Source organism: Alcanivorax sp. DG881, assembly GCF_000155615.1.
GTDB lineage: Bacteria > Pseudomonadota > Gammaproteobacteria > Pseudomonadales > Alcanivoracaceae > Alcanivorax.
The window spans coordinates 773,002-796,412 of the sequence record NZ_DS989915.1; the positions used below are offsets into that span (position 1 = coordinate 773,002).

General features: G+C 59.2%; 20 protein-coding genes and 1 tRNA gene. 12 read left to right on the top strand and 9 right to left on the bottom strand.

The genetic code is table 11. The annotated features are described in order from the left end of the window. The first annotated feature begins 140 nt into the window (after window positions 1-140). The 4 genes from purM to ADG881_RS03475 are packed head-to-tail and all read left to right on the top strand — an operon-like array spanning window position 141 to window position 3,277. On the top strand, window positions 141-1,184 hold the full coding sequence (gene purM, locus ADG881_RS03460; RefSeq protein ID WP_007151222.1) for a phosphoribosylformylglycinamidine cyclo-ligase: 1,044 nt from the start codon (window positions 141-143) through the stop codon (window positions 1,182-1,184). Next, window positions 1,181-1,822, top strand: a complete 642-nt coding sequence (purN, locus tag ADG881_RS03465) for a phosphoribosylglycinamide formyltransferase (RefSeq protein ID WP_007149507.1) — start codon at window positions 1,181-1,183, stop codon at window positions 1,820-1,822. Before purM ends, purN begins: the two co-directional genes overlap by 4 nt. Then, window positions 1,782-2,531, top strand: coding sequence for a DUF3108 domain-containing protein (locus ADG881_RS03470; RefSeq protein ID WP_007150810.1), 750 nt, complete (start codon window positions 1,782-1,784; stop codon window positions 2,529-2,531). Before purN ends, ADG881_RS03470 begins: the two co-directional genes overlap by 41 nt. A gap of 2 nt (window positions 2,532-2,533) precedes the next feature. Next, window positions 2,534-3,277 carry a DUF3108 domain-containing protein gene (locus tag ADG881_RS03475; protein ID WP_007149090.1) on the top strand — a complete coding sequence of 248 codons (744 nt, stop codon included), beginning with the start codon at window positions 2,534-2,536 and terminating at the stop codon, window positions 3,275-3,277. On the opposite strand, the gene dcd is transcribed toward ADG881_RS03475, so the two are convergent. Beyond that, the gene (dcd, locus tag ADG881_RS03480) at window positions 3,274-3,843 is read right to left on the bottom strand and encodes a dCTP deaminase (RefSeq protein ID WP_007150841.1); all 570 of its coding nucleotides are present in this window, start codon (window positions 3,841-3,843) and stop codon (window positions 3,274-3,276) included. The genes ADG881_RS03475 and dcd overlap by 4 nt on opposite strands. A gap of 113 nt (window positions 3,844-3,956) precedes the next feature. Then, on the bottom strand, window positions 3,957-5,042 hold the full coding sequence (apbC, locus tag ADG881_RS03485; RefSeq protein ID WP_156790324.1) for an iron-sulfur cluster carrier protein ApbC: 1,086 nt from the start codon (window positions 5,040-5,042) through the stop codon (window positions 3,957-3,959). Window positions 5,043-5,250: 208 nt separating this feature from the next. Here apbC and ADG881_RS03490 point away from each other — a divergent pair, with 208 nt between their 5' ends. From ADG881_RS03490 to ADG881_RS03500, 3 genes are all read left to right on the top strand, one after another. Next, complete coding sequence (locus ADG881_RS03490) at window positions 5,251-5,946, top strand: SIMPL domain-containing protein (protein ID WP_007149105.1); 696 nt, start codon at window positions 5,251-5,253, stop codon at window positions 5,944-5,946. A 12-nt stretch (window positions 5,947-5,958) separates the two neighbouring features. After that, entirely contained in the window at window positions 5,959-6,996 is a 1,038-nt protein-coding gene (locus tag ADG881_RS03495) for an AraC family transcriptional regulator (protein ID WP_007151193.1), read from the top strand. A 118-nt stretch (window positions 6,997-7,114) separates the two neighbouring features. Then, window positions 7,115-8,584: a DUF3336 domain-containing protein gene (locus ADG881_RS03500; RefSeq protein WP_007150439.1), complete on the top strand. Its 1,470-nt coding sequence runs from the start codon at window positions 7,115-7,117 to the stop codon at window positions 8,582-8,584. A gap of 195 nt (window positions 8,585-8,779) precedes the next feature. Here ADG881_RS03500 and umuC read toward each other — a convergent pair whose 3' ends face one another. Then, window positions 8,780-10,054, bottom strand: a complete 1,275-nt coding sequence (gene umuC / locus ADG881_RS03505) for a translesion error-prone DNA polymerase V subunit UmuC (RefSeq protein ID WP_007151624.1) — start codon at window positions 10,052-10,054, stop codon at window positions 8,780-8,782. 5 nt (window positions 10,055-10,059) lie between these two features. Further along, window positions 10,060-10,452: a translesion error-prone DNA polymerase V autoproteolytic subunit gene (gene umuD / locus ADG881_RS03510; protein WP_007149267.1), complete on the bottom strand. Its 393-nt coding sequence runs from the start codon at window positions 10,450-10,452 to the stop codon at window positions 10,060-10,062. Window positions 10,453-10,695: 243 nt separating this feature from the next. On the opposite strand from umuD, the gene ADG881_RS03515 reads away from it, so the two are divergent. After that, window positions 10,696-10,989 (top strand): hypothetical protein, encoded by a 294-nt coding sequence (locus ADG881_RS03515; protein ID WP_007151460.1) that lies wholly within the window; start codon window positions 10,696-10,698, stop codon window positions 10,987-10,989. A gap of 261 nt (window positions 10,990-11,250) precedes the next feature. Here the strand turns inward: ADG881_RS03515 and ADG881_RS03520 are convergent. Next, a tRNA-Gly gene (locus ADG881_RS03520) sits at window positions 11,251-11,324 on the bottom strand. 537 nt (window positions 11,325-11,861) lie between these two features. Here ADG881_RS03520 and ADG881_RS03525 point away from each other — a divergent pair. Next, complete coding sequence (locus tag ADG881_RS03525; protein ID WP_007151323.1) at window positions 11,862-12,845, top strand: NAD-dependent epimerase/dehydratase family protein; 984 nt, start codon at window positions 11,862-11,864, stop codon at window positions 12,843-12,845. A gap of 25 nt (window positions 12,846-12,870) precedes the next feature. Here the strand turns inward: ADG881_RS03525 and ADG881_RS03530 are convergent, their stop codons facing one another. Continuing rightward, window positions 12,871-13,845 (bottom strand): methyltransferase, encoded by a 975-nt coding sequence (locus ADG881_RS03530; RefSeq protein WP_007150282.1) that lies wholly within the window; start codon window positions 13,843-13,845, stop codon window positions 12,871-12,873. Window positions 13,846-14,038: 193 nt separating this feature from the next. On the opposite strand from ADG881_RS03530, the gene ADG881_RS03535 reads away from it, so the two are divergent. Further along, window positions 14,039-15,997 (top strand): transglycosylase SLT domain-containing protein, encoded by a 1,959-nt coding sequence (locus ADG881_RS03535; RefSeq protein ID WP_007149708.1) that lies wholly within the window; start codon window positions 14,039-14,041, stop codon window positions 15,995-15,997. A gap of 13 nt (window positions 15,998-16,010) precedes the next feature. Here ADG881_RS03535 and ADG881_RS03540 read toward each other — a convergent pair whose 3' ends face one another. Then, complete coding sequence (locus ADG881_RS03540) at window positions 16,011-16,757, bottom strand: hypothetical protein (RefSeq protein ID WP_007150420.1); 747 nt, start codon at window positions 16,755-16,757, stop codon at window positions 16,011-16,013. A gap of 3 nt (window positions 16,758-16,760) precedes the next feature. Beyond that, window positions 16,761-19,697 (bottom strand): DUF748 domain-containing protein, encoded by a 2,937-nt coding sequence (locus ADG881_RS03545; RefSeq protein WP_007149263.1) that lies wholly within the window; start codon window positions 19,695-19,697, stop codon window positions 16,761-16,763. Between the two features lie 410 nt (window positions 19,698-20,107). On the opposite strand from ADG881_RS03545, the gene ADG881_RS03550 reads away from it, so the two are divergent. Next, window positions 20,108-20,575 carry a hotdog fold domain-containing protein gene (locus tag ADG881_RS03550; protein WP_007151282.1) on the top strand — a complete coding sequence of 156 codons (468 nt, stop codon included), beginning with the start codon at window positions 20,108-20,110 and terminating at the stop codon, window positions 20,573-20,575. A 107-nt stretch (window positions 20,576-20,682) separates the two neighbouring features. Continuing rightward, window positions 20,683-22,023 carry a rhomboid family intramembrane serine protease gene (locus tag ADG881_RS17195; protein ID WP_007149685.1) on the top strand — a complete coding sequence of 447 codons (1,341 nt, stop codon included), beginning with the start codon at window positions 20,683-20,685 and terminating at the stop codon, window positions 22,021-22,023. Here ADG881_RS17195 and ADG881_RS03560 read toward each other — a convergent pair. Beyond that, window positions 21,998-23,398, bottom strand: a complete 1,401-nt coding sequence (locus tag ADG881_RS03560; RefSeq protein WP_156790325.1) for a hypothetical protein — start codon at window positions 23,396-23,398, stop codon at window positions 21,998-22,000. The genes ADG881_RS17195 and ADG881_RS03560 overlap by 26 nt on opposite strands. Window positions 23,399-23,411 lie beyond the last annotated feature (13 nt).

Consider the following 23,411-nt stretch of genomic DNA (forward strand, 5'->3'; position numbering starts at 1 on the left):
CAAATCACTGAGCGAAACGACCTTCTCAGTCAGACGAAACCCGCTTTCGCTGAGTTTAACGCCCCAAGGCGTCACGCAGAGGTTCCCCAGCAGGCAGGCCCGTTGCTAGAATACGCGCCTTCACCAACCCGGAGCCCCCCATGACCGAACAGAAACGGCCACTGACGTACCGTGACGCAGGTGTCGATATCGACGCCGGTAACGAGCTGGTTAAACGCATCGCCCCTGTTGCCAAGCGGACCCGTCGCCCGGAAGTGCTGGGCGGTCTCGGCGGTTTCGGCGCCCTCTGCGAGTTGCCCACCAAGTACAAAAAACCGGTTCTGGTGGCAGGCACTGACGGTGTGGGTACCAAGCTGCGGCTGGCCATCGACCACAACCGTCATGAAAAAGTGGGGGTAGACCTGGTCGCCATGTGCGTTAACGACCTGATCGTGGGCGGGGCCGAACCCCTGTTCTTCCTGGATTACTACGCCACCGGCAAGCTGGACGTGGAAATCGCCACCAGCGTGGTCACCGGTATTGGCGAAGGCTGCGAACTGGCTGGCTGCGCATTGATCGGCGGCGAAACGGCGGAAATGCCCGGCATGTACGAGGGCGAAGACTACGATCTGGCCGGCTTCTGCGTCGGCGTGGTGGAAAAAGACGGCGTACTGGATGGCAGCAAGGTAGAAGCCGGCGACAAGCTGATCGCTCTGGGCGCCTCCGGCCCTCACTCCAACGGCTACTCCCTGATCCGCCGCATCATGGCCCAGGCAGACACTGACATCGATCTGGACGGCAAGCCGTTGATCGAGCACCTGCTGGAACCCACCCGCATTTACGTGAAATCCCTGCTCAAGTTGATTGAACAGGTGCCAGTCCACGCCATGGCACACATCACTGGCGGTGGCCTGCCAGAAAACCTGCCGCGGGTGCTGCCGGACAACGTCCGTGCCGTGATCGACACCAAGAGCTGGGAATTCCCCGCCGTGTTCCAGTGGTTGCAGCAGGAAGGCCAGGTACCCGCCTTTGAGATGTACCGCACCTTCAACTGCGGCGTCGGCATGGTCATCGCTGTCCCCGCCAGCCACGTGGACGACGCCCTCGCCCTGCTGGAAGCCGAAGGCGAAAACGCCTTCCTGATCGGCGAAATCCAGGCCGGCGACGGCGAGCCGGACGTAGTGTTGGACGGACTGCCAGAGTGACACACCAGCTGGCGGTATTGATCAGCGGCTCAGGCACCAACCTGCAAGCGATCATGGATGCCCAAAAAGCAGGTACCCTCGACGCCGAGATTGCCGTGGTGTTTTCCAATCGCGCCAACGCCGCCGGCCTCGAGCGGGCCGCACAGGCGGGCATCCCCACCGCCAGCCTGGATCACCGCGACTACCCGGACCGGGAGCAGTTCGACCAGGCCATGATCGAGGTGCTCACCCCCTACGCCCCGGATACCGTCGTGCTGGCCGGCTTCATGCGCATCCTTTCAGCTGTCTTTGTACGCCATTACGCCGGTCAACTGATCAACATCCACCCCTCCCTGTTGCCCAAATATCGCGGGCTGAATACCCATGCCCGCGCCCTGGAAGCCGGCGACAGCGAACACGGCTGCTCCATTCACTTCGTCACTGAAGAGCTGGATGGCGGCCCACTGATTGCCCAGGCCCCCATTGCGGTGCATGCGAACGATACCGTTGATTCCCTGTCCAAGCGTGTACAACAACGCGAACACCTGCTCTATCCTCAAGTGCTGCAATGGCGGGCACAAGATAGACTGGAACTGACTGACAACGGAGTCGTACTGGATGGGAAGCCACTCCCTGCGCAGGGTTACGCACTGGCGTAACCCTCTACGCACACCCCTGATTTTCGCTGGTATCCTGCTGGCGAATCTGGCCTTTTCTTCCGCCGCCACCGGGGACGAAACGCCATCACCGTTCCGTCTGGACTACCGCCTGAAAAGCGAAGGCATTCCATTCAGCATCGTCGCCACCCGCTCTCTCAGCCAGGTTCAGGACGGGCTCTGGAAAATGGAAGTCCACGCCAAAAACTGGCTCGGCGAGATTCGCGAAACCGCCCTGTTCAACTGGCAAGGCTGCACCCCGCTGAGCAATTACTACGGTTACGAGCGCCGCGGACTGGGCAAGGTCAAAGAGGCCAAGCTGCATATTGATCGCCAGACCGGCGTGGCCGCCAGCGAACGTACCGACAAACCCATGCGCAGCTACGACGTGAGCGACAACGCCACCGATGAACTCTCCGTCTCCCTGGCCCTGCAGTGCGAATTGCGCGACGGCGCCAAAGAAATAGAACTGCAGGTGGCCGATGAACGTGCGCAGAAAACCCACCACTACACCGTCACTGGCGCGGAAACACTGACCATCGACGGCGACAAGGTGAAAACACTGAAAGTGCAGCGCCAACGCGGCAAGAACAGCGACCGGCAGACCTACATGTGGTTCGCACCGGGTCATGACTATACGCTGGTGCAGCTGATGCAGAAAAACGACGATGGCGAACACCTGATGACCCTGCAATCACTGAAAGGACTCTGAGCGTGCGGTTGATTTCACTTTTGCTGGTGCTGGCCAGCGGCCTGGCCACAGCCAACGAACCCCTGGCCCCCTTTTCTGCCGAGTTCCGTATTTATGTGAACAAGCTGCCTACCCCGGTCAAAGCCGAACTGGTGCTGGAACCGGCAGAGGGCGACGACTACTACCATATGTTGCTCAAGGCGAAATCGTTTCTGCTCAGCAACACCGAGGAAAGCTATTTTCACTGGCGTGACTGCCAGCCCCGCACAGCGCGCTACGTGCATGAGTTCAAGGGATTCGGTCAGCGGCGCTTTCACCACATGGATTTTGAGTGGAACCCGCCACGGGTGCACAACGAATCCGAAGACGATAAGGAAAGCCTGGATATTCCCGACGACACGCTGGATGAGCTGACGATTCTGCTACGCGGGCGCTGCGTGTTTGCCACCGGCGACAAGTCTTACTCGGTGACCAGCGTGTACGGCGACAAAGTGCGCGAGCATCATTTTGAAGTGATCGACAGGGAAATCCTGAAAACACCGCTGGGCAAACTGGATACCCTGCTGGTGGAAAAGAAGCGCACCGGGGACAGCAAAGAAAAACGGCGCACCCTGTTCTGGGTAGCGCCGCAGCTGGATTACATGGTGGTGCAGGCAAAACACATTGAGAGCACCCTGTTGAAAGCCGAAATGATCATGATCGACTACAACGGCCCGAAACTGGAACCCGAATCAACGCCCGCTGATTCCCAGGCTGCTGCAGACTAGGCCCGTGGCAGGGTCACGCCACGCTGGCCCTGGTACTTGCCGCCCCGATCCATGTAGGAGGTTTCACACACCTCATCAGACTCGAAGAACAACATCTGCGCCACGCCTTCGTGGGCATAAATTTTTGCCGGCAGCGTCGTGGTGTTGGAAAACTCCAGCGTCACATGCCCTTCCCACTCGGGTTCCAGCGGCGTGACATTAACGATAATGCCGCACCGTGCGTAGGTGGATTTGCCCAGACAAATGGTCAGCACATTCCGGGGAATGCGAAAATATTCCACCGTGCGGGCCAGCGCAAAGGAGTTCGGCGGGATGATGCAGTACTCGCCTTTCACATCCACAAAGCTGCGCTCATCGAACGCTTTCGGATCCACCGTGGCGGAATGGATATTGGTGAACACCTTGAACTCGTCGGCACAGCGCACATCGTAGCCGTAGCTGGAGACGCCATAGGAGATCAGCTTTTCGCCGTTCTCATCCGCGCGAATCTGCCCGGCCTGAAATGGCTCGATCATGCCCGTCTCAGCAGCCATGCGGGAAATCCAGCGATCCGATTTAATAGTCATTTACGCCTCAATGTTTCAGAGTGGTTAGCGTTCAAGCGACCAATGGTATAGACGCCGGACGCCGGATGCCAGATGTCTGACGCAGCCGACCGGCCCCCTCATCAGGCTCTTGTTCAATGCTGCGTCACACTGGGAAACGCCCGCTTGCCGACTTCCGTCAGTGATAGCCGGGCCGCCAGGCGCCGGGCTGCTGCCCGGTAAAGTGCAGCCTCGTCACTGTCGGGGAACGCCTGCATCACCGGTTCGCCCTTGTCCGACTGCTCGCGGATGCGCAGGGACAATGGCAGCGCAGCCAACACCTCAGTGTCATAATCCGCTGCCATCTTGTCGCCACCGCCCTGACCGAAAATAGCCTCCTGGTGCCCACACTGGCTACAGACATGCATGGCCATGTTTTCCAGAATGCCCAGCACCCGGATATCCACCTTGCGGAACATTTCCACGCCCTTGATAGCATCCAGCAAGGCGATATCCTGGGGCGTGGTAATCACCACGGCACCGGCTACGGGGATTTTCTGGGCCAGCGTCAGCTGGATGTCCCCGGTGCCGGGGGGCAAATCCACCAACAGATAGTCCAGCTCATGCCAGCGGGTCTGTTCCATCATCTGCACCAGCGCGCCGCTGGCCTTGGGCCCACGCCACACCACCGGTGTCTGCTTTGTTGTCAGGTACCCCATGGACATGGTCTGCAAACCGTAGGCGTCCACCGGCACAAAGAATTTGCCTTCCAGCACTTGTGGGCGGGTACCGTCGGGCAGCCCCAGCATCAACGGCTGGCTGGGCCCGAACACGTCCGCGTCCAGCAATCCAACACGGGCACCCTCCGCCTGTAATGCCAGCGCCAGATTCACCGCCGAGGTGGATTTGCCCACCCCGCCCTTGCCGGACGCAACGGCGATGATATTGGCGACCTGGTCCCGCGCCGGCAGGCTGCTTTGCGCCCGGTGCGGCACAATGCGACTTTCCACCGTCACTGACAGGGAGCGCTGCTCCAGCACCGGGGCCATGTGGGCGTGAATGGCATCAATCAGCGCGTCACGAATACTGTCGCAGGGATAGCCCAGAGTCACCGTGGCCGTCACGGCAGCATCGCTCAACTGAAACGCACTGATGCCATTCACCTGATTCAGGCTGACACCCAGATCCTCGGGAATAAAATCGCCCAGGTGCTGTCGAATCTGCTGCTCCGATTTATCCATGGCTGAACTCATGACTGTACTCACCGATTGCCTCTGCCTCACGAGCTGCGATGATAGGGGCTAACGGACCAACAACCAAGGGGACCTTTGCCCTGCGTTTTGTAAGGGAAACCATTCGTTTAAACGGTTTGTGCGAGATGAGTTGCGTAAACCTGACCGATCAGCAAAATAGAGCTTTGCCGCCTGCACGGCAGTACAAGGAGATATCATGAAAGTTGTATCCGCTGCGACCCTGTTGATCGCTGGCACACTGGCGTTGACCGGTTGCGACAACACCACCATCAATACCACCCGCGACAGCATTACCGTGTCCGGTAGCGGCGAAATCAACGCCCAACCGGATCGCTTCACCGTGGTCGCCACCGCCAGTGAAAATGGTGATGATATTGCCGACATGAAAGACCGCGTGGACGACGCCGTCGGCAATATGCTGGATCTGGCCGATGATCTGGATATTGAAGAAAAATCCGTCACTGCCAGTACCATGCGTGTCTCTCCCCAATGGCAATACCAACCCGAGCGCAAACTGATTGGCCATCAGGTCAGCCGCGACGTGAGCTTCAAGGTTGATGGCCTTGAAACCTATGCCGAACTGCTGGAAGGGTTAGCAGAACAGGGCGTACGTAACATCCGCCCCACTGGCGCTGAGGTCAGCAACCGCGACGAGCTGGGCAACCAGGCACTGAAAAAAGCCGTGGCCGATGCCCGCCAACGGGCAGAAATTATTGCCGAAGCCGCCGACCGCGATCTGGGTGAAGCCTTCCAGATCACCGCTCAGGGTATCCACCACCCGCAACCGGTGATGATGATGGCTCGCAGCAAGGAAAGCGGTGCCGCAGACAGTTACCGGGCCGGCGAAACCGAAATTTCCGCTCAGGTACAAATCACCTTTGAACTGAACTGATCGGGCATCTCCATGGACGCACTGGGCCAGATTTGCAGCGCAGCACTCCAGCAGTACCTGGCTCACGGGCAAGCCCGTGGGCTGGATACCGCTGCAGCGCTACAGCAGGCCAACCTGGACCCCAGCCATATCCAGAAACCGGATACCCGCATTCATGGGCAGGATTTTCAGACCCTGCTGCACGCCCTCATCAACCAGTCCGCCGATCCCCTGTTCGGGTTACACACTTCCGAGTTTGTGCAGCCCGGTTCCTACAATGTGATCGGCTATATCGCCATGAGTGCCAGCACACTTCAGGAAGCGTTATCCAAGGTCAGCCTGTACGAAAAGCTGGTCGGCGACATGGGCACCACAGACACTACTGTCGATGCCCACCAGGTAGCCATCCGCTGGGATTGCCTGTATCGCCAGCAACCCGCACGTCAACATCTGATCGATAACGTTCTCGGCTCATGGGTGCGCTACTCCCGCTGGCTCACCGGCAACGATCTGCTGGCACCGGATCAGGTCTGGCTGGAACACCCCACCCCTCCACCGGCACAGGTAGAGGAATACCGGCGCGTGTTTCTCTGCGATGTATTGTTTGAACAACCCTGTTCCGCCCTGGTCGGCGCGCCGCAATTATTGCAGCAGCCCATACGCCAACCGGACCCGTTGCTACTCTCCACGCTGGAAGCCCACGCCATCCAGCAACTGAACCAACTGGGTGTGGACACCAATCTCAGCCAGCGGGTCAAACAGTGTATTCAGGATGCCATTGGCCATTCCCTGCCTCGCAAGGAAACCGTTGCCGAGCGGCTGGGCATGAATGTACGCACCCTGCATCGCCGGCTGGCCGACGAAGACCAGAGCTGGCAAAAACTGCTCGATGACGTGCGCCTGAAACAGGCACGTCACCTGCTCACCACCACCACCTTGCCCCAGGCCGATATCGCCGCCGCCCTGGGCTATTCCGATATCCGTTCTTTCCAGCGCAGTTTCAAACGCCACACCGCCATGACTCCGGGCCAATACCGGGCCAAGCCTGGCAATGCGCAAATACACTCATAAAAACAGACGCTTTTATCTGCGCCTCTGTGCTTTTTGTCCTACAAACACTTAAACCTGGCCCTCTCTCCTGTCTATACTGACATTACTCAATGACAACAATGAATGGTGGAGAGCCTCAATGAAAGGCACCCTCAAGCAGCTCGAACGCGCCATCGATAACGCGACGACCTACGACGAATGGTATGAAGCCAGCCAGGAACACGACCGCCTTTCCGGCGCCGACGAATGGAAGGAAGTGGACCGTTCCCCCTATTACGATTACGAGTTGATTCGTAACCGTCTCTGGCAGATTCGCCAGGCCCGTGAACGCAACGACGTGAACAAGCTGGTCTTCCATTTGCACGAAGGCCTGCACGGCAATCTGGGCAACATTTCCAACCCGCGCCTGTATCAGCACAGCCGCGTGGGCACCAAACGCCTGATCGAAAACTACCTGACTGAAGTCTCCACCGCCCTGAACTATCTGTGCGACAGCAACTTCAAGGAATTCGGGTTGAAAGAAAAACTCGATTTCTTTGAGACCACCGGCCAGGCCTTCGGACAAAGCTGCCTGATGCTGTCCGGCGGCGCAGCCCTGGGCCTGTTCCATATTGGGGTGGCCCGCTGCCTGTGGGAGCAGAACCTGCTGCCTTCGGTGATATCCGGTTCCAGTGCCGGCAGCATCATCGGCTCAGTGGTGGGCACTCACAACGATGAAGAGTTGAAGGTGAAACTGGAGCCGGAAAACATTTATCTGGAAGCCTTCAAGGTGCTGGGCTGGAAAGGTCTGGTACGCGGCACCCCGGTGCTGGACGGCGACCATCTGGAAGCCTGCCTGGAAGAAAACATCACCGACATGACCTTCGAAGAGGCCTATCGACACACCGGGCGCGAAATCAACATTACCGTGAGCCCCTATGACCGCAACCAGCACGCGCGCCTGCTGAACTGGCGCACCTCGCCCAATGTGCTGATCCGCAAGGCTTCGCTGGCTTCCTGTGCGATTCCCGGCATCTACCCGCCGGTTTCCCTGTGGGCAAAGAACATCGACGGCGAACGGGTTCCCTACATCCCCGGCCGCAAGTTTGTTGACGGCTCCATCGTCGACGACCTGCCCATTCGCCGGCTGGCCCGCCTTTACGGGGTCAACCACTCCATCGTCAGCCAGACCAACCCCCATGTGGTGCCGTTTCTGTCTCGCAACGAAAACACCGACAGCTCCCTCAGCACCCTGGGCGACTGGGCCCTGCGCAACGTCTCCATGAACCTGCGCTATGGCCTGCAGCTGGTGCAGCGCCGGGTGGCGTCCAACGACATGGGGCTGATGATCGACAAGGCGAAGAGCATGGTGACGCAGAAGTATATCGGCGACATCAACATGATCCCGCCCCGCCAGCCGCTCAACGCCCTGCGTGTTCTGAATAACCCCACGCTGCAAGATGTGCGGAACTATATCCGCAAAGGCGAGCAGGCGACCTGGCCGAAACTGGATATGGTGGCCAATACCACGTGCATCAGTCGCACCTTCCGCGACTGCCGAGCACGCCTGGACCGTATCGAAGAGCGTATGCTGGATCGGGTAAACATGACCGCGGTGGCCAACCAGTAAGCCACACCCCATTATCGACAGAGCCCGCTGGCCTTCAAAGTGGCCGGCGCGGCTCTCTGGGGCTCACCCCGCTCATCTGTGAAAATGGGCATCAAGCCGCAGGCCCACGCCAACACCCAACGCCGCTGGACCGGATCCTAATCAACGTGGAAATACTGAAGCGGGGTCCCTGACACTCACACACAAAGATGCCTGCTAACGTGCCACCGGCAAATCACACCAGCGACTGGTATAGGCCGGGGACAGGTGCGCCCTGCGCATGGCCCAGGCACTACGCTGATCCGTCTGCATGCCCCGCCCCGCCAACCACACCTTGCCGGCACCGCTCTGGTTAATCGTATCCATTACCGTCATCAAGGCGTTGCCCCTGTCATCGGGTTCCCCTTGCTGCGCAAACAATCCATCCTGGATCTGATCACGTCCGCGCAAGTCGGTGAGAATCACTCCGGCTTTTCCGTAGCGGTACCCTGGTTTCCATAACTGCGCCAGCAAGGCCAGCGCCTGATGCACCACCACGCGGGTGTCCGCCGTGGCGGGCGACAAGGCGGCACTAAGCGTATCGGGGAACAATTGTTGGGGCTTGCCCATCGGGGCGGTGCGCAAATAGACCGTTACCCGGCCAGTGTACAAATTCTCCTTGCGCAAGGACTCCATAGCCCGGAAAGCAAAGTCACTCAGCGCCTGACGTAACGGCGGCAAGGCGGTTACCGGCTCACCAAAAGAACGGGAATGGATCACTTGCTGGCGGGGCGAAGGCTGCGTATCCAGAGACAGACAGGGTTCCCCGTTCAGCTCCCGCACCAGCCGTTCCTGCACCACGGAAAACCGCCGACGGATCATGCCGCTATCCGCCCGGGCCAGGTCCAGTGCCGTCTCGATACCCAGCGCTTCAAGGCCCCCCGACAACCGGCGACCCACTCCCCACACCCGGGACACCGGCGTTAACGCCAGCAGTCTTTCCCGGCGCGCCGGGTCGGTCAGCACCACGGTACCGCCCGTGGCGGGATAGCGCTTGGCGGCGTGATTGGCGAGTTTGGCCAGCACCTTGGTGGGCGCTATCCCCACGCACACCGGCACCCCGACCCAGCGAGCAATACGCGCTCGTACCTGCTGCGCCAGCGGCAACAGCTCGGCCTCCCCCATCAACGACAGATCCAGAAACGCCTCATCAATGGAATACACCTCCACCTGAGGCACTAGGGTTTCCAGGGTCGCCATCACCCGCTGGGAAATATCCCCGTAAAGGGCATAGTTGGATGAAAAAACCACGATTTTGTGGCGGGCAATCAAATCGCGAGCCTGGTGTACCGGCATGCCGGTTTTCACCCCCAGCGCCTTGGCTTCCGCAGACCCGGCTACAATGCAGCCGTCATTATTGGAAAGCACCACCACAGGCTGCCCCTGCAGATCCGGGCGGAACAGGCGTTCACAGGCGGCATAGAAGCTGTTGCAGTCAACCAGGGCAAACATGGCCGTTACCCGCCGCCCCGCAAGGCGTGCAGGCAAAACGTCACCACCCCGAACAGGTCCACACCCTCGCCGCCAATGGGTATCGGCGCATAGGCAGGATTGCGGGGCTTGAGCATCGGTGTGGGCTGCAATTGCAATTCTTTCACCGTGAATTCGCCATCCAGCGAAGCTACCACCACATCCCCCGCAACGGCTTCCAGTGAGCGGTCCACAATCAGGATGTCCCCGGAAAAAATACCGGCATCCACCATGGAGTCCCCCTCCACACGCAACAGGAAGGTGGACGCGGGCCGGCGGATGCATAGCCGGCTCAGATCCAGGTGCTCATCCAGATACCCCTGGGCCGGAGACGGGAACCCCGCAGAAATACGCTCACTGAAAAAAGGCAGGGCAGACATAACAACACACCGGAAATCCACAGTCTGGCAAGCATGGCAAAACACTGCCTTTATGTACAGTTATTCTGTCGTGCAATGCCCATCCAGTAGTGCTCCCTTCACACGAGATCAATCACAAGAACGCGACAAAACGACAAGCAACGCCTATCCATCCTCTGCAACGGCTGACGTAACTTACGGTGATACACCTTGTGTGCGGCGCCTATCGCCTGCGAGCCCGCACGGAGTAAACAGGAGGCCACCATGAGCACCGATAGCCATCACCGCTGGATGTCTGATTTTCTGGAAGAAATGGGCCTTCCCGCCCGGGCCGAATTTCAGGGCTATGTTCTGTTCAACTTAGAGCAGAATGCCTTTATCGCCACCAGCAAACGCAACCCGCAGACTCCACATCAGCAACAGGTCAAACCCTGTGCCTGGGCCCACTGCTACCCCGACATCATGCACGCCAGCGATGCCGCCAGCGGACTGGGGAGCGAATACGAAATCCGCGCGCTTTTCCGACTCGACGGTCGGCACCTGTCCTGTTCGGTGTGATTGGGAGGTCAGGGATTTGAGATGGAACGCAAGGCGCCCGGAGCTCGACGCTGGATGCTGGATGCCTAAAACCCAAAGTCAAAACCCCACGGCCATTTTGCTGGGAAGGCCTTGCGGGCATGAAAATTGGGGGCACAGGGAACGCGTCAACAAGGGCAGCAGTGATGTGACTTTCGATTTATTGCGTCTGGCATCCGGCATCAAGCGTTTTGCATCTAGCCCAGACATAAAAAAACCGCCAAAAGGCGGTTTTTTTATGTCTGGAGCGGGTGAAGAGAATCGAACTCTCGTATGCAGCTTGGGAAGCTGCCGTTCTACCATTGAACTACACCCGCCTTTTGAAACGGCAATATAGTCAAAACCCATCGACTTAGCCAGTGTTGGAGCGAAATCGTCAAGGTTTCGACAAGTGGCTGTTTAAAACAGTTCATCGCGGATTAGAGTGAATAACTGGCTTCTAGCCGTTTGATTAGCTTATGGCGAATATCCTGCATTTTGCCGGACGCTCAACGCCGGATGCCTGACGTCAAACCCCATAGCCTGAGTGTTTGTCACTATTGCGGTACCTCTTTTGAGGGGTATTTTGAGGAATAGTCAGGGCCATTATTCAGGAAATAATCGGGTAATGCGTTTTGCGAAGAGCGCATAGGAGCCAAGATTTTCAGGTTTTGAATGCAAGCGTCCGTCGTCGGGCATCCGGCGTTCTGCTGCAGCCAGGGTTAGATAATGAGACAAATCCTGAAATCGGCTCATCACTCAATCCCACGATGAACCTTTAAAAGCGAGTCACCGGGCGGACAAAGCAGTTGCCAGCATCCGTTTCAGTGCGTATAGAAGAGGAAACAAGCGTCAGCCAAAGAAGGATACCAACCATGCCAGTGGCATTTATCAGTGGGGGCCGGGGGTTTCTCGGCGGGCATATCATTGACCAGCTTCTCGACAAACAATGGGATGTCGTTGCCCTGGTACGCCCCAACAGTGATGCCAGCACCTTACATGCCAAGAAGGGCGTATCTGTCGTCCAGGCACCACTGGACAATGCCACCGAACTTGCCCTGGTCATGCCCGCTGCCCCGGATGCGGTTTTTCACGTGGCAGGTAACACCAGCCTGTGGCGCCGGGGCAATGAGCAACAATACCGGGACAACGTGCTCGGCACCCAGGCCATGGTCAGCGCGGCCCTGAAAAACGTGGCCGGCCGCTTTATTCATACCTCGTCCATCTCTGCCTGGGGCATTCAGGACAACCCGATCAATGAATTAACACCTTCCAACGCCGCCAATGACTGGATCGGCTACAACCGCACCAAGTTTCTGGCAGAACAGGAAGTGGAAAACGGCATTCGTCAGGGACTGGACGCGGTGATCATGAATCCCTGCGGCATTATTGGCGCCGGTGACACCCACAACTGGTCACAGATGATCCGCATGATCAACGACGGCAAACTGCCCGGCGTGCCCCCAGGCGGCGGGAATTTCTGTGCGGTGGAAGAAGTGGCACGGGCCCATATTGCGGCGCTGGAGCACGGTGTTTGCGGGGAGCGTTATATTCTTGCCGGCGTGGAAGCCAGTTTCCTGACTCTGGTCCAGACCATTGCCGGCCAGCTGGGGCGCAAGGCGCCGCAGCGCACCGTGCCGCCCGCAGTGCTGAAACTGGCCGGCCAGCTCTACCCCATCGGCAGCCTGTTCACCGGTGAAGAGCCCCGCCTCACTCCGGAAAAAGTGGCTCTGATCACCAGCCGCGTGCATGCCGACGGCAGCAAGGCCGTAGAACAGCTGGGCTTTAATGATCAGGTGCCACTGGCCACCATGCTGGAAAACTGCATTGCCTGGATGGCCCGGGAACGGATGCTGTAAACGCCTGCTTGCTGCTTAAGCTTAATTACAGCACCGCCCGGTAAACGCGGAAGCGGGTGGTTTCGCTGGCCACCTGCACATGACTGAAGGCATCATCCAGCCACTGCACATAGGGCAATTCGCGGTTAGCCACCAACCACAGCACGCCACCTGACTTGAGGTGTGAAGGTGCTTCCGCAATCAGCCGACGGGTGATATCCGTGGTGCGTTGGCGGCGGTCATGGAACGGCGGATTGGTAACCACCATATCGACGCGCCCCTGAATCGGGGAGAACAAATCACCGCCCATGATCCTGCCTTGCAGGCCGTTGCGGGCCAGGCTATCCGTGCTGGCCGCCACGGCGCTGGCACTGACATCCACGCCCTGTACCTGCCAGCCCTGACGAGCCAGCCAAACGCTGATCACACCCGCGCCGCAGCCCATATCAATCACCTTCCCTGGCTTACCCAGCGTGTGCGCCTCCATGGCCGCCAGCAGGAGCGCACTGCCCTCGTCCAGACGGCCATGGCTGAACACCCCCGGGTAACTGATGGCTTCCTGATCCGCCACCTCCAGCACGGTACCCCAGGCTTTCAGGGACTGCTTCTCCCCCGGCTGCAATAAACCGCTATAGAGCTTGCAGTGGCGGGCGCTATCTTCCAGCACCGATTCATCCACATGGGCATCCAGGTATTTCAGGGCACCGCGAATGCCACCCTTGGCCGGGCCAATCAGCCACAGCTCGGTGGGCGCCGTAATTTCACCGGCCAGCCAGTTGAGCAGGAACCGTAACCGGTCGATGGATTTGGGCAACGGCAGCACCAGCAAATCTGTCCCTTCCGGCACTGTGGGCGCCGGCGACCACTGCTGCGCACCAATGGTGTAATCATCCGCATGTACATGCACCGTGGCATCCACTGCCAGGGTTTTCAGTGCAGGGTCGTTGGCATCCACCACCAGTACATTTCGCCCGGCAAGGGCATCGGACTGGCGCAGCAATAATTGGGTCGTATTTTCCATGGGCTCCGGCTCAGGTAATCAGCGGCGGCAGTATAGTGCAAATCACACAGGTCCGGACACGGGTACGGCAAACGGCATACTCACGCGCTGAGCCATAAGTAGGGTCTTGCTCAAGTTTTACATAATCACCACGCCAAGCACCTAGCGAGGCCGGTAGAATTGGCGCATTCATTCCGACGATGTGGAGGCACAAATGGTTCGCACTGCGCCATTAACTCGCGCTGTAGCACTGTTTGCCAGCTGTCTGTTTTCTTCGTTGGTCGTTGCCGCTACGGATAGCGACAACTTCCACCAAGCACTGGACGCAGCACGCAACGATGACTGGGAAACCCTTTCCCGTCAGCAACAGGCCCTGGGAGAGCAGCACCCCCTGCAAGCCTATCTCGACTTCCACCGGCTGCGCGCCGCCCTGCCTCAACTCAGCCCTGACAAAGTAACGCAGTACGCTGAAAAGTACCCGGATTCGCCGCTCCCCCAGGATATTCGTCAGCTCGCCACTGTCGCCTACGGCAAAGCGGAAAAATGGCAGGCACTACTCGCCATTACCGACAGTGCCCCCAGCGGGGTAGCACTGCGCTGCTATTACCACCAGGCGCAATGGGAAACCGGCGACCAAGCCGTTCAAAAAGCCGCCCTGCAGGCGGGCAAAGAACTCTGGGCCACCGGCCAGTCCCGCCCCAACAATTGCGACCCGCTGTTCAACGCCGCCCGCGACGCGGGTGTCATCGGCGATGCGCAAATCTGGGAACGCCAGCAACTGGCCTTTGATGGCAACAGCGCCGGGTTGATGCGCTACCTGGACAAGATGCTGGCAGACAGCCCCTACGCCACCGCCAGCGAATGGCTGCAAACGCTGTACAGCAACCCCGACAAGGTCGTTGACCTGCCTCGCAACCTGCCGGCATCGCAGCGTCAGGCGCTGCTCTCCGCCGGCCTGCGCCGCTGGGCCTACAAGGACACCGAAGCCGCGCGCAAATGGTTCGACACGCAGAGCAAAAAACAGGGCCTCACCGACGCAGCACTGCGCGAGCGCGCCGGTACACGCATCGCCTGGTACTCCACCATCCGCGGGGTGGAAGCGAACCGCCAGTGGCTGGATAGCTGGCTGGCGAGCCACCCGGAGACCTCACTGGTGGCACAGCGCGCCAGGCGCACGGTGATTGAACAGGATTGGGACGCCCTGAATGAGTGGGTCATGCGCCTGCCCCAGGAGGACCGTAACGACTCCCGCTGGCTCTACTGGCGCGCCCGCGCACTGGAAAACACAGACCAGCCGGATCAGGCCCGTGAGCTGTATCAGCAGGCCGCCCAACAACGTAATTTCTTCGCTTTCCTGGCCGCAGACCGCCTGGGCGAGCCCTACCGTTTCTCCGAACAGAAGCACACCCCCTCCGCCACGTTCACGCCGCCGCCGGCGATCACCCGTATCCGCATGTTGCGAGCACAGGATGAACCCTACCTGGCGCATCAGGAATGGATGTGGCTGATGTGGCACAGCAACAAGGAACAGCTGGCGGAACTGGCCGATTACGCCCTGACGCAAAAATGGTACGACCTGGCCGTACAGGCATCCATTCAGGCCAAGGCCTGGAACACCCTGGCATGGCGTTTTCCACCCGCGTATTTGCCGCTGTTCGAGGAAGAAGCCAAACCCCATGACCTGGATCCCTGGCTGGCCATGGCCGTGGCCCGGCGCGAAAGCGCGTTCAACCCGCTGGCCCGCTCACCGGTCGGCGCCATGGGGCTAATGCAACTGATGCCTGCCACCGCCCGCAAGGTGGCCAAAGACGCCAGCATGGGCAAGCCCACCACCAAGACCCTGCAGGACAAACACACCAACATTACCCTTGGCAGCCGCTATCTGGCGGAGCTCCTCGACGATTTCAACGGCAATCGAGTGCTGGCCCTGGCCGCCTACAACGCGGGCCCGAGCCGGGTGAATCGCTGGCTGGAGAACGCCGAAGACGGCGTCCCGGCAGATGTGTGGATCGAGTCCATCGCGTTCCGTGAAACCCGGGATTATGTGCAGGCAGTATTGACCTACCGGGCCTTGCTCGTGGGCATGCACGATGACCAGCCCCGCAGCAACCAGCTGCTAACCCGCGAAGAAAATGACGGGCTGTATTCCCTGACCATGCTGGACAAGGACTGACCTCAAACCCGGGTCAGTCCAACTGGCGAATATGGTAATCCAGCCGCGCCGCCGCTTTCGCATGGCTCAATGCCGGCGTCGCGGCAAGGCGCCGGCGCAGGTGAATGCTGCGCGCCGACTGGCGGGTAAACGCGATCACCGCGTTATGGCAATCGCTGCATGATAAGCGGAAACGGCTGCTGAAACTTTTCATGGCCCGGCGGCCCGAGGCCGGGCTGTCGCGGTATTCCTGCCAATCGCCAAAGTTCATGATCAGGGAACCATGCGCCGACAGGTTCCCGCGCAGGCAGGCCAGCCAGTCAGCATCGGCAGGCACCGCCCGGCTAACCTGCTCGTTACTGGGCGCAAACAGGTCTTCGATAATCAGGTCGAACGGTTCCCCCTGATAATCACGCAACCACTGCTGCGCATCCCCCTGCCAAGTCTCCACCCCAAACGCCTCGATGCCGAATACTTCGCGGGCCACCTGCAAGTGTGCTCCGTCCAGCTCTACCGCCATCAATACATCCGGATCCAGCAGTTTGCGGATGGGGGGAATCAGCGAACCGCCCCCCAGTCCCAGCACCAACACCCGGCGGAACCGGGCCGGTTCGTGCAGCAGGGCCGGCAACCACAGCAAATCCCACACGCTGCCCGTAAGTAAACGCTTGGGGTGAAACTCCGAATGCTGAACGCCGTTGGCATACAGCCGCAAAGTCTGCCCCGCGCGCCTCACCTCGTAGCGCGCGCCGTCCTGTTCCGTTTCCCAGATTAATGCCACCGATTATTTTTCCAGCGTCAGGGTCAGCCCGGTCACCGCGCCATCCACTTTGGATTCTTTCAGGTACACCCGGGACTGCTCAATCTGGAACTGCTGCACCAGCGCCGCCTTGGCATTTTCCGAACGCAAACGTGCCAGCTCCACCAGCTGTGCCTTATCCACTGAGGGCGCCTCTGCGGTGACCATGGCATCCCAGGCACTGCGCGCCAGTACACTGTCCCGCTCATCGTCATCCTCGGGCAGGGGCGCGCTGACCAGTGTTTCCACATCGCGGTCATAGTCAGACTCGTAACGGCGGATCAGCTTGCGGCGCCATTTCTTTTCCAACACGGCCGCCTCAATACCCGGCCAGTCATCACCGGCCACATCGTCCCCAATCGTCTGATCGGCAAGCGCGGTGCGATCCTCCGCACTGACCGTACCAACCAACCCGATGTGCAGGTGCGGCTTTTCAGTGAGCACCTTGGCCAGGGCTTGCAAGGAACTGGAAGTTTGCGGACCCACCTCGGCGGTGCCGGGGTCAAACACAATGGTCTCCAGGTTCTCGCCACCGGCCAGCCCGGCCAGCACGGAGAACGGCGCCGTGGCCGCCTTGACCACAATGTTGGTCAACACTTTCAGAATCATGCCGCTGACACTGAAGCTGGGGTCATCCAGATCACCGGACATTTTCACCGGCAAGGTAATTTCACCGGAACGACTGCGCAGCACCGACAGGCCCAGTTTCACCGGCGCCCTCACCGCTTCATCACTGGGCACTTTTTCGCCCAGATAGAACTGGTCCGCAAGAATATCGGAGACACTGTTCAGATGGTTTTTCTCAACGGTGACTTCGGTATCCACCCCCAGCTGCCCCTTCTCCACCTTGTACCCCAGGTACAGGCCGGTATACGGCGTCAGGCTGGTCATTTCATAATTGTTCAGCGACACCACCATGTCCGTAGACAACGGTTCCGGAGACAAACGCCCCTTGATGGAAAACGGCGCATACCGGTCCACCTGCGCATTCAGGTCCAGCCTGGCAGTGCTGCCCGGCCGAGTATCCAGATTGCTCACCGTGCCCGACAGCTGATACAAGCCAATACGGAAATTGGGGCTCAGCGACAGGTCTTCATGGCGTACCTGACTGCCGATCAGACGCACGCGATCCACCGTCACTTGCCAGGGTTTTGAGGAAGACGAAGATGAAGCGCTCGACGAGCTGCTCCCCGATGGCATCGCGGCCTCAATGCGGGTAGAGGCATCTCGCCCCTGGGCGTCCACCTGGTGCAGCATGTCCATGCCCGTCAGCCCGATTTCGCCAACGCGCACCCGCTGTGCGGCGGTGTCCAGCGACAGCTTGCTCACCTGCACCTTATTGACCTTGATCAGAGGTCGGCCGCCTTCCAGCAAATTGAAACCGGCCATGCTGGCGCTGCCATTCACGGTAATATCCGGGCCATCGCCTTTCACCGCAGACTGCAAATCCAGATCCAGCTGACCGCTGGCCACTTTCAGCGGGGCTTCACGCTCCAGCCAGGGCGACAACGGTGCTAACGGCAGGCCGGCCAGCGCCGCCTTGGCATTCACCGACAGCGGCGCCAACTGGCCCTCACCGGAGTGTGTCAACGCGCCCTGCCCCTGAATCTGGGCCTTGCCCTCCCAGGTAAAGGTGGCTTCTTCACCCAGAATGAGATTCTTCAGCGTGAACTCACCGTCGGTCAGGCTCACCGTTTGCGGTGGATTCAAGGTACGGTCAGTGAAGCGGAACGTATTGCCATCCACTTTCAGCGTTCCCAGATTCGTCACCCAAACCGTCTCGGCCTCTTTAATGCGCTCTGCGGCTTCTTGCGCTTTTTCCTTCACTTCCTGTTTGCGCTGCTCCGCTTCTTCCGGGTCCACCGGCAGGAACAAGGTGGCGAGATCCAGCCCGTCGGCAGCCAGGACCGCATTCACAGCAGGCTGGCTGAGACTCACCTCCGGCAAGGTGATTTCCTGCTTCTCGCTATCCACGGCAATGCCCGTCACGGTCAACGCAGGCACGCTGACACTGGGCGCGTCTTCACCGGGTTTCTGAATCTGCAATTCACGCAGGGTCAGCTCACCATTGCTCACCACCACCCGTGTGCCCGGTTCCGTGGTGAACAGGTAGTCCGTCTGCAGATCCAGTTCACCGGATGGCACGGTAAAACGCACTTCGCCCTGGGCCAGTTTTGCCAGTGACACCAGGTCCACTTTCTCGATACTCAAGCGACCCTGGGCCAGGAATGGCGAGAATTCAAAACGCCCATCCCAATCGAATGCACCGCCATCCGGGCCTTCCAGGCGAATGGCGTAACCGTTCTGGTTTTCCCCTTTTGCCACGGTGGAGAAATTGGTCACCGTAAACGCCACCGGCAGCACCAACTGATGGGGTTCCTTGCCTGCGGCTTCGGTATAGCGCAGGTCGCCATTGGTCAGGGCCAACGCACCCACGGAAATGTTGGGAAGTGCCCCGGCGTCTTCCGGGGCCGGCTCAGGCTCAACGTCCTCGGCACTGTCCGTTAATTGGCTATCAATATGCGCAAGCACATCGTCAAAGTTGAAGACAGAACCTGGATTGCGCTGACCTCGCACCGTCAGGCCATCGAGGTCGACCTGGCTGAAATGCCAACTCCAGCGAAACAGCGACGACAACTCGAAGTTCACATAAAGCTGATTGAAGCCCAACAGGACATCGGTCTGTTCATCGTTGATGGCGAACCCGTTGACGGTGGCACTCAGCGCCAGCGGATTGATCTTCACTTCGCTGATCACCACCTCACGGCCGGTCAACTCGGCCAACGCATCACGGGCGTTGTCACGCACCAGACCAGGGGCAACAAAAAAGCCCAGCAGTGCGTACAACAGATAGAGGCTGACCAGAATCAACAGTGTCTTGATTTTCCAGCTACTGCGCTTCCATGCCTGTGTGACTTTCACGTCCGTCCCCTCTCACTGATGCCGCTGATGTTGAAATCCTGACGCCATGGTAGCAGTTGGGCCGGGCCGTGGCGCCCCAAAACCCATTGCAGCGTTCCCCCGGCTGTGGAGAATAAGGGAGCCTCTGAATAACTCCTTGCGTACTCAGCGTGGTCTGAAGGGTGCAGCTGTTGTGTTTTGTCGCGACGATCAGGGTGGTTCCCTTTTCTAGCGAAAAAACGCAGCAGATGGGCCCTTCAGGCCTCGCCCTCCGGGTCTTCCAGGCTGGCCCGCACTCGTTGTTGCAATGTCTCGATGGGTGGACACACACTTTCAACATTGCGCCTAGATTGCGAGCCAGCCTGAAAGACTGAGCATGCAAGGAGTTATTCAGAGGCTCCCTAAGCCCATTGATTTCAGGAGCCCGCCCCATGAGTAATAACTACCTGCTGAACATGTACGAAAAAGCCTTGAAGCTGCCCGCCGGGCGCAAGCTTTTCTCCATGGTCTTCAGCCGCAAAGCGCCGTACTTCGCGACCATCACACCCACTATCTCTGAATTGCGTCCGAATTTCTGTGAGGTTACGTTTAAGAAACGCAAAGGGGTGGAAAACCACATCCAGACCGTTCACGTCATCGCTATCTGTAATGCGCTGGAATGCGCCATGGGCGCCATGGCTGAAGCCTCAGTCCCCAAGCACCTGCGCTGGATTCCCAAAGGCATGAACGTGAACTACACCGCCAAGGCCACCACCAACATTACCGCCACCGCAGAAGCCAACCCGGAAGACTGGAAGCCCGGCAACCTGCCCGTGACCGTAAAAGCCATGCGCGATGATGGCACCGTGGTGGTCGAAGGCACTATCAACCTGTGGATCAGCGAAAAACCGCAGAAGTAAGGCCCGCCCCCTTCCTGTCCCCGGCCACAACCCGGCTTCTCTCGACCCGGCTTCACCCTTCCTGCCGTTGCGGTACACTGGAGCCGGGATAGAAGGGGACAAGAATAATGCTAATCGTACCAATTGGTGACAAGGACAGTCGCCGCACCACACCCTGGGTCTGCATTCTGCTGATCCTGATCAACACCCTGATTTACGCCTGGACCACCCACCGTGATTACCAGCGTGACGAACCACTGACAGCAGAACAGGAAACCCGGCTGGCAGACCATGAGGCCTCCCTGCTGCTGCAATGGTTGATGCACAAGGACAGCAACCGCTACGCCGATGCCATCTCCATGGATAGCCGCGGCCCGGATCTAATGTGGTCATTCGGCTGGTATGACAGGGAATTCGCGCACTATGTGCAGCAACAGTGGCAACAACAGCCTCCCCCCTCTCAATGGCGAGACCTGCGGCAGAAGCTGGATAGCTGGCTGGCTGACGACTCCACCATGCGATGGGGGCTGATCCCCAATGAGATGAGCATCACCACCCTGCTAAGCTCACAGTTCATGCACGGTAGCTGGTTTCATCTGCTCGGCAATATGCTGTTCCTGATTGTCTTCGGCATAGCCATGGAGCGCCATTGGGGCAGCTTGCGCTTTATTGGCGCGTACTTGATCAGCGGCATTGGCGCCGCCTTGCTGTTTATTGCCAAAGACCCACACAGTGGCATACCGCTGGTCGGCGCCTCCGGCGCTATCTCCGGCCTTATGGGGTTATTTGTCGGTACCTATCGCCTGCAGCGGCTGGAGTTTTTCTACAGTCTGGGTTTTTTATTCGGCAGTTTCCGCGCCCCGGCATTGGTGCTATTCCCGGTCTGGCTAGGCTGGGAGCTGGTGCAGTCCGCCACCGCCCAGACCAACGTGGCCTATATGGCCCACGCCGGCGGGCTGCTCACCGGCTTGGCAATTGCATTCTGCCTACCCTATACCCGACCCAAAAAGGCAGCATCTGACACCCAGAAGGGCGCCGCCCGGGACACGCGTCGTCAGGCTCCCGTGCCCAGGCTGAGCCAACAACTGGCCGAACAACTCCGCTTTTCTGACGCTCAGACCCATTGTCGCCAACAGCTGCACAGCACCCCCACCAGCTTGCCCCAGTGGTGCTTTTTCCTGGAAATGGGGGCGCGCCTTCAGCAATTGCCCGGCGCCATGATGGAGAGCATCAAAGCCCTGCGCGAACATCCCGGCAGTGATGCCCTGCTTGGTCAGGTGTGGAAAGAATTCGAAGAACTGGGCGGACAAACCGAGGCCTTGCCTGCGCCCTATCAATTACTGCTGGCGGAACTCGCTTGCCGGCAGAAGCAACGTCACAAGGCCACCGCCATTGTGACGGCCCTGCAAGCCAGCGACTGGCAACACCCTCGCCTGAAAGCCCTTAGCCAGAAGCTTGCAAACGCTTGAACATGGACTGTGTCTGCTGCCCCGCCTGGCTGTTGAACTGTTCGGGAAACCGGCGGGACACAAACTGCAGCAACTTTCCCGCACGGACCAGATCAGCCTGGTGTTCCAGATATAACTGCGCCAGCAATACATAAGCATCCCCAAGCTGGCGAAAATCCGGCGCGCGCTGGTGCAGATTCATCAATACATGCTGGGCGTCTTTCAAGCGGCCACGTTCGTGCAACGCACGGGCCAGCGACAGGCATAATGCGGGGTCGTCATCAAAACGAAAACCCGGACGCTGTTGAAGCACTTCCAGCCAGATTTGCACCGCAGACCCTTCCATGCCACTACTCAACTGCTGACGCAAAAACCTCGCCAGATGCTGCTCCCAGGGTTTCTCTTTTTTCAACAAATGCAGTAACCGCAATCGCCGCCAGTTCAGGTCCTGATGGAGCGGCGCACTGGCAAGCCCCCGGTTTACTCCCTTGAGCGCATCCTCAAAGCGGCCTTCCTGCGCATAGACATGGGCAGCACCAATGGACTCCGCCACCTCGAAATCATCCACTGACAGGGAGCGCCCGCGTGGCTCATCCCAGGCCAACCCCAGAGCTCGCGCTTTCTCGTTCAACAGCGCCCCCATCATGGCCGCCGCCACAAGAGTGGTGTACACAGAAAAACAGGTACCCAGAAACATGAACAAGACAGGGGCACTGCGAGTTTCCAGTATCGACGGCGCAGCAGTGACCGCCATTACCGCAAACCACAGCAATAAATAGGAAACACCAACGGTCACAATCAGTTGCAACCAGCGCAGCGGATTCAGGGCAGCACCCAATGAGTGGCTTACGGCCAGAATCATCAGCGCAGCAGGCAATACCAGCGCGGCCAGCGCCAATAGCCCCATCCCCAACACCATCGAAGAAGGCATTAACAGGACCGGCCCAACAAATAGCACCACCATCAGTGCAATCTGTTTTAACAACAATCCGCCTTCCGACATCACGTCCAAGGGTGAAGGTGGCTGCCATTCGTCAGCTGCCACGGCGGCAATCACAAAAAGCGCATAGACGGTTAACATCAAGCTAAGAAACAGCAGCAACAGACCGGTCAGCAACCCCATAGGCAGCACACTGGCCGCGCCCACGGCCAGAATCAGCCACACGGCTGGCGGCTTGAATCCGTAACGGAGAATATCGCCGGAACGCTGCCAGAAAGGCGTGCCCGGCTTGCCATCCCCTTGCCAGTCCAGGCGCTGACTACATAACAGGCAACGAGGCTGACCTGCGTTGAAATTCTCTTCCCCACCGGGCACACATTGCCCGCAATAAAACGTGCTACAACCAGAGCAGCGCCAACTGCCCGGGCGCTCACGGTGATACCCACACACTTCCATGTTTCCCCCACTT

Bases quoted from the DNA above. Each gene is read 5' to 3' on its own strand.
- ADG881_RS03525 (WP_007151323.1), top strand. From the start codon at position 11,862: ATGCCAGTGGCATTTATCAGTGGGGGCCGGGGGTTTCTCGGCGGGCAT.
- ADG881_RS03495 (WP_007151193.1), top strand. From the start codon at position 5,959: ATGGACGCACTGGGCCAGATTTGCAGCGCAGCACTCCAGCAGTACCTG.
- ADG881_RS03535 (WP_007149708.1), top strand. From the start codon at position 14,039: ATGGTTCGCACTGCGCCATTAACTCGCGCTGTAGCACTGTTTGCCAGC.
- ADG881_RS03530 (WP_007150282.1), bottom strand. From the start codon at position 13,845: ATGGAAAATACGACCCAATTATTGCTGCGCCAGTCCGATGCCCTTGCC.
- ADG881_RS03550 (WP_007151282.1), top strand. From the start codon at position 20,108: ATGAGTAATAACTACCTGCTGAACATGTACGAAAAAGCCTTGAAGCTG.
- dcd (WP_007150841.1), bottom strand. From the start codon at position 3,843: ATGACTATTAAATCGGATCGCTGGATTTCCCGCATGGCTGCTGAGACG.
- ADG881_RS17195 (WP_007149685.1), top strand. From the start codon at position 20,683: ATGCTAATCGTACCAATTGGTGACAAGGACAGTCGCCGCACCACACCC.
- ADG881_RS03470 (WP_007150810.1), top strand. From the start codon at position 1,782: ATGGGAAGCCACTCCCTGCGCAGGGTTACGCACTGGCGTAACCCTCTA.
- ADG881_RS03500 (WP_007150439.1), top strand. From the start codon at position 7,115: ATGAAAGGCACCCTCAAGCAGCTCGAACGCGCCATCGATAACGCGACG.
- ADG881_RS03560 (WP_156790325.1), bottom strand. From the start codon at position 23,398: ATGGAAGTGTGTGGGTATCACCGTGAGCGCCCGGGCAGTTGGCGCTGC.
- apbC (WP_156790324.1), bottom strand. From the start codon at position 5,042: ATGGATAAATCGGAGCAGCAGATTCGACAGCACCTGGGCGATTTTATT.
- purM (WP_007151222.1), top strand. From the start codon at position 141: ATGACCGAACAGAAACGGCCACTGACGTACCGTGACGCAGGTGTCGAT.
- umuC (WP_007151624.1), bottom strand. From the start codon at position 10,054: ATGTTTGCCCTGGTTGACTGCAACAGCTTCTATGCCGCCTGTGAACGC.
- ADG881_RS03515 (WP_007151460.1), top strand. From the start codon at position 10,696: ATGAGCACCGATAGCCATCACCGCTGGATGTCTGATTTTCTGGAAGAA.
- ADG881_RS03490 (WP_007149105.1), top strand. From the start codon at position 5,251: ATGAAAGTTGTATCCGCTGCGACCCTGTTGATCGCTGGCACACTGGCG.
- umuD (WP_007149267.1), bottom strand. From the start codon at position 10,452: ATGTCTGCCCTGCCTTTTTTCAGTGAGCGTATTTCTGCGGGGTTCCCG.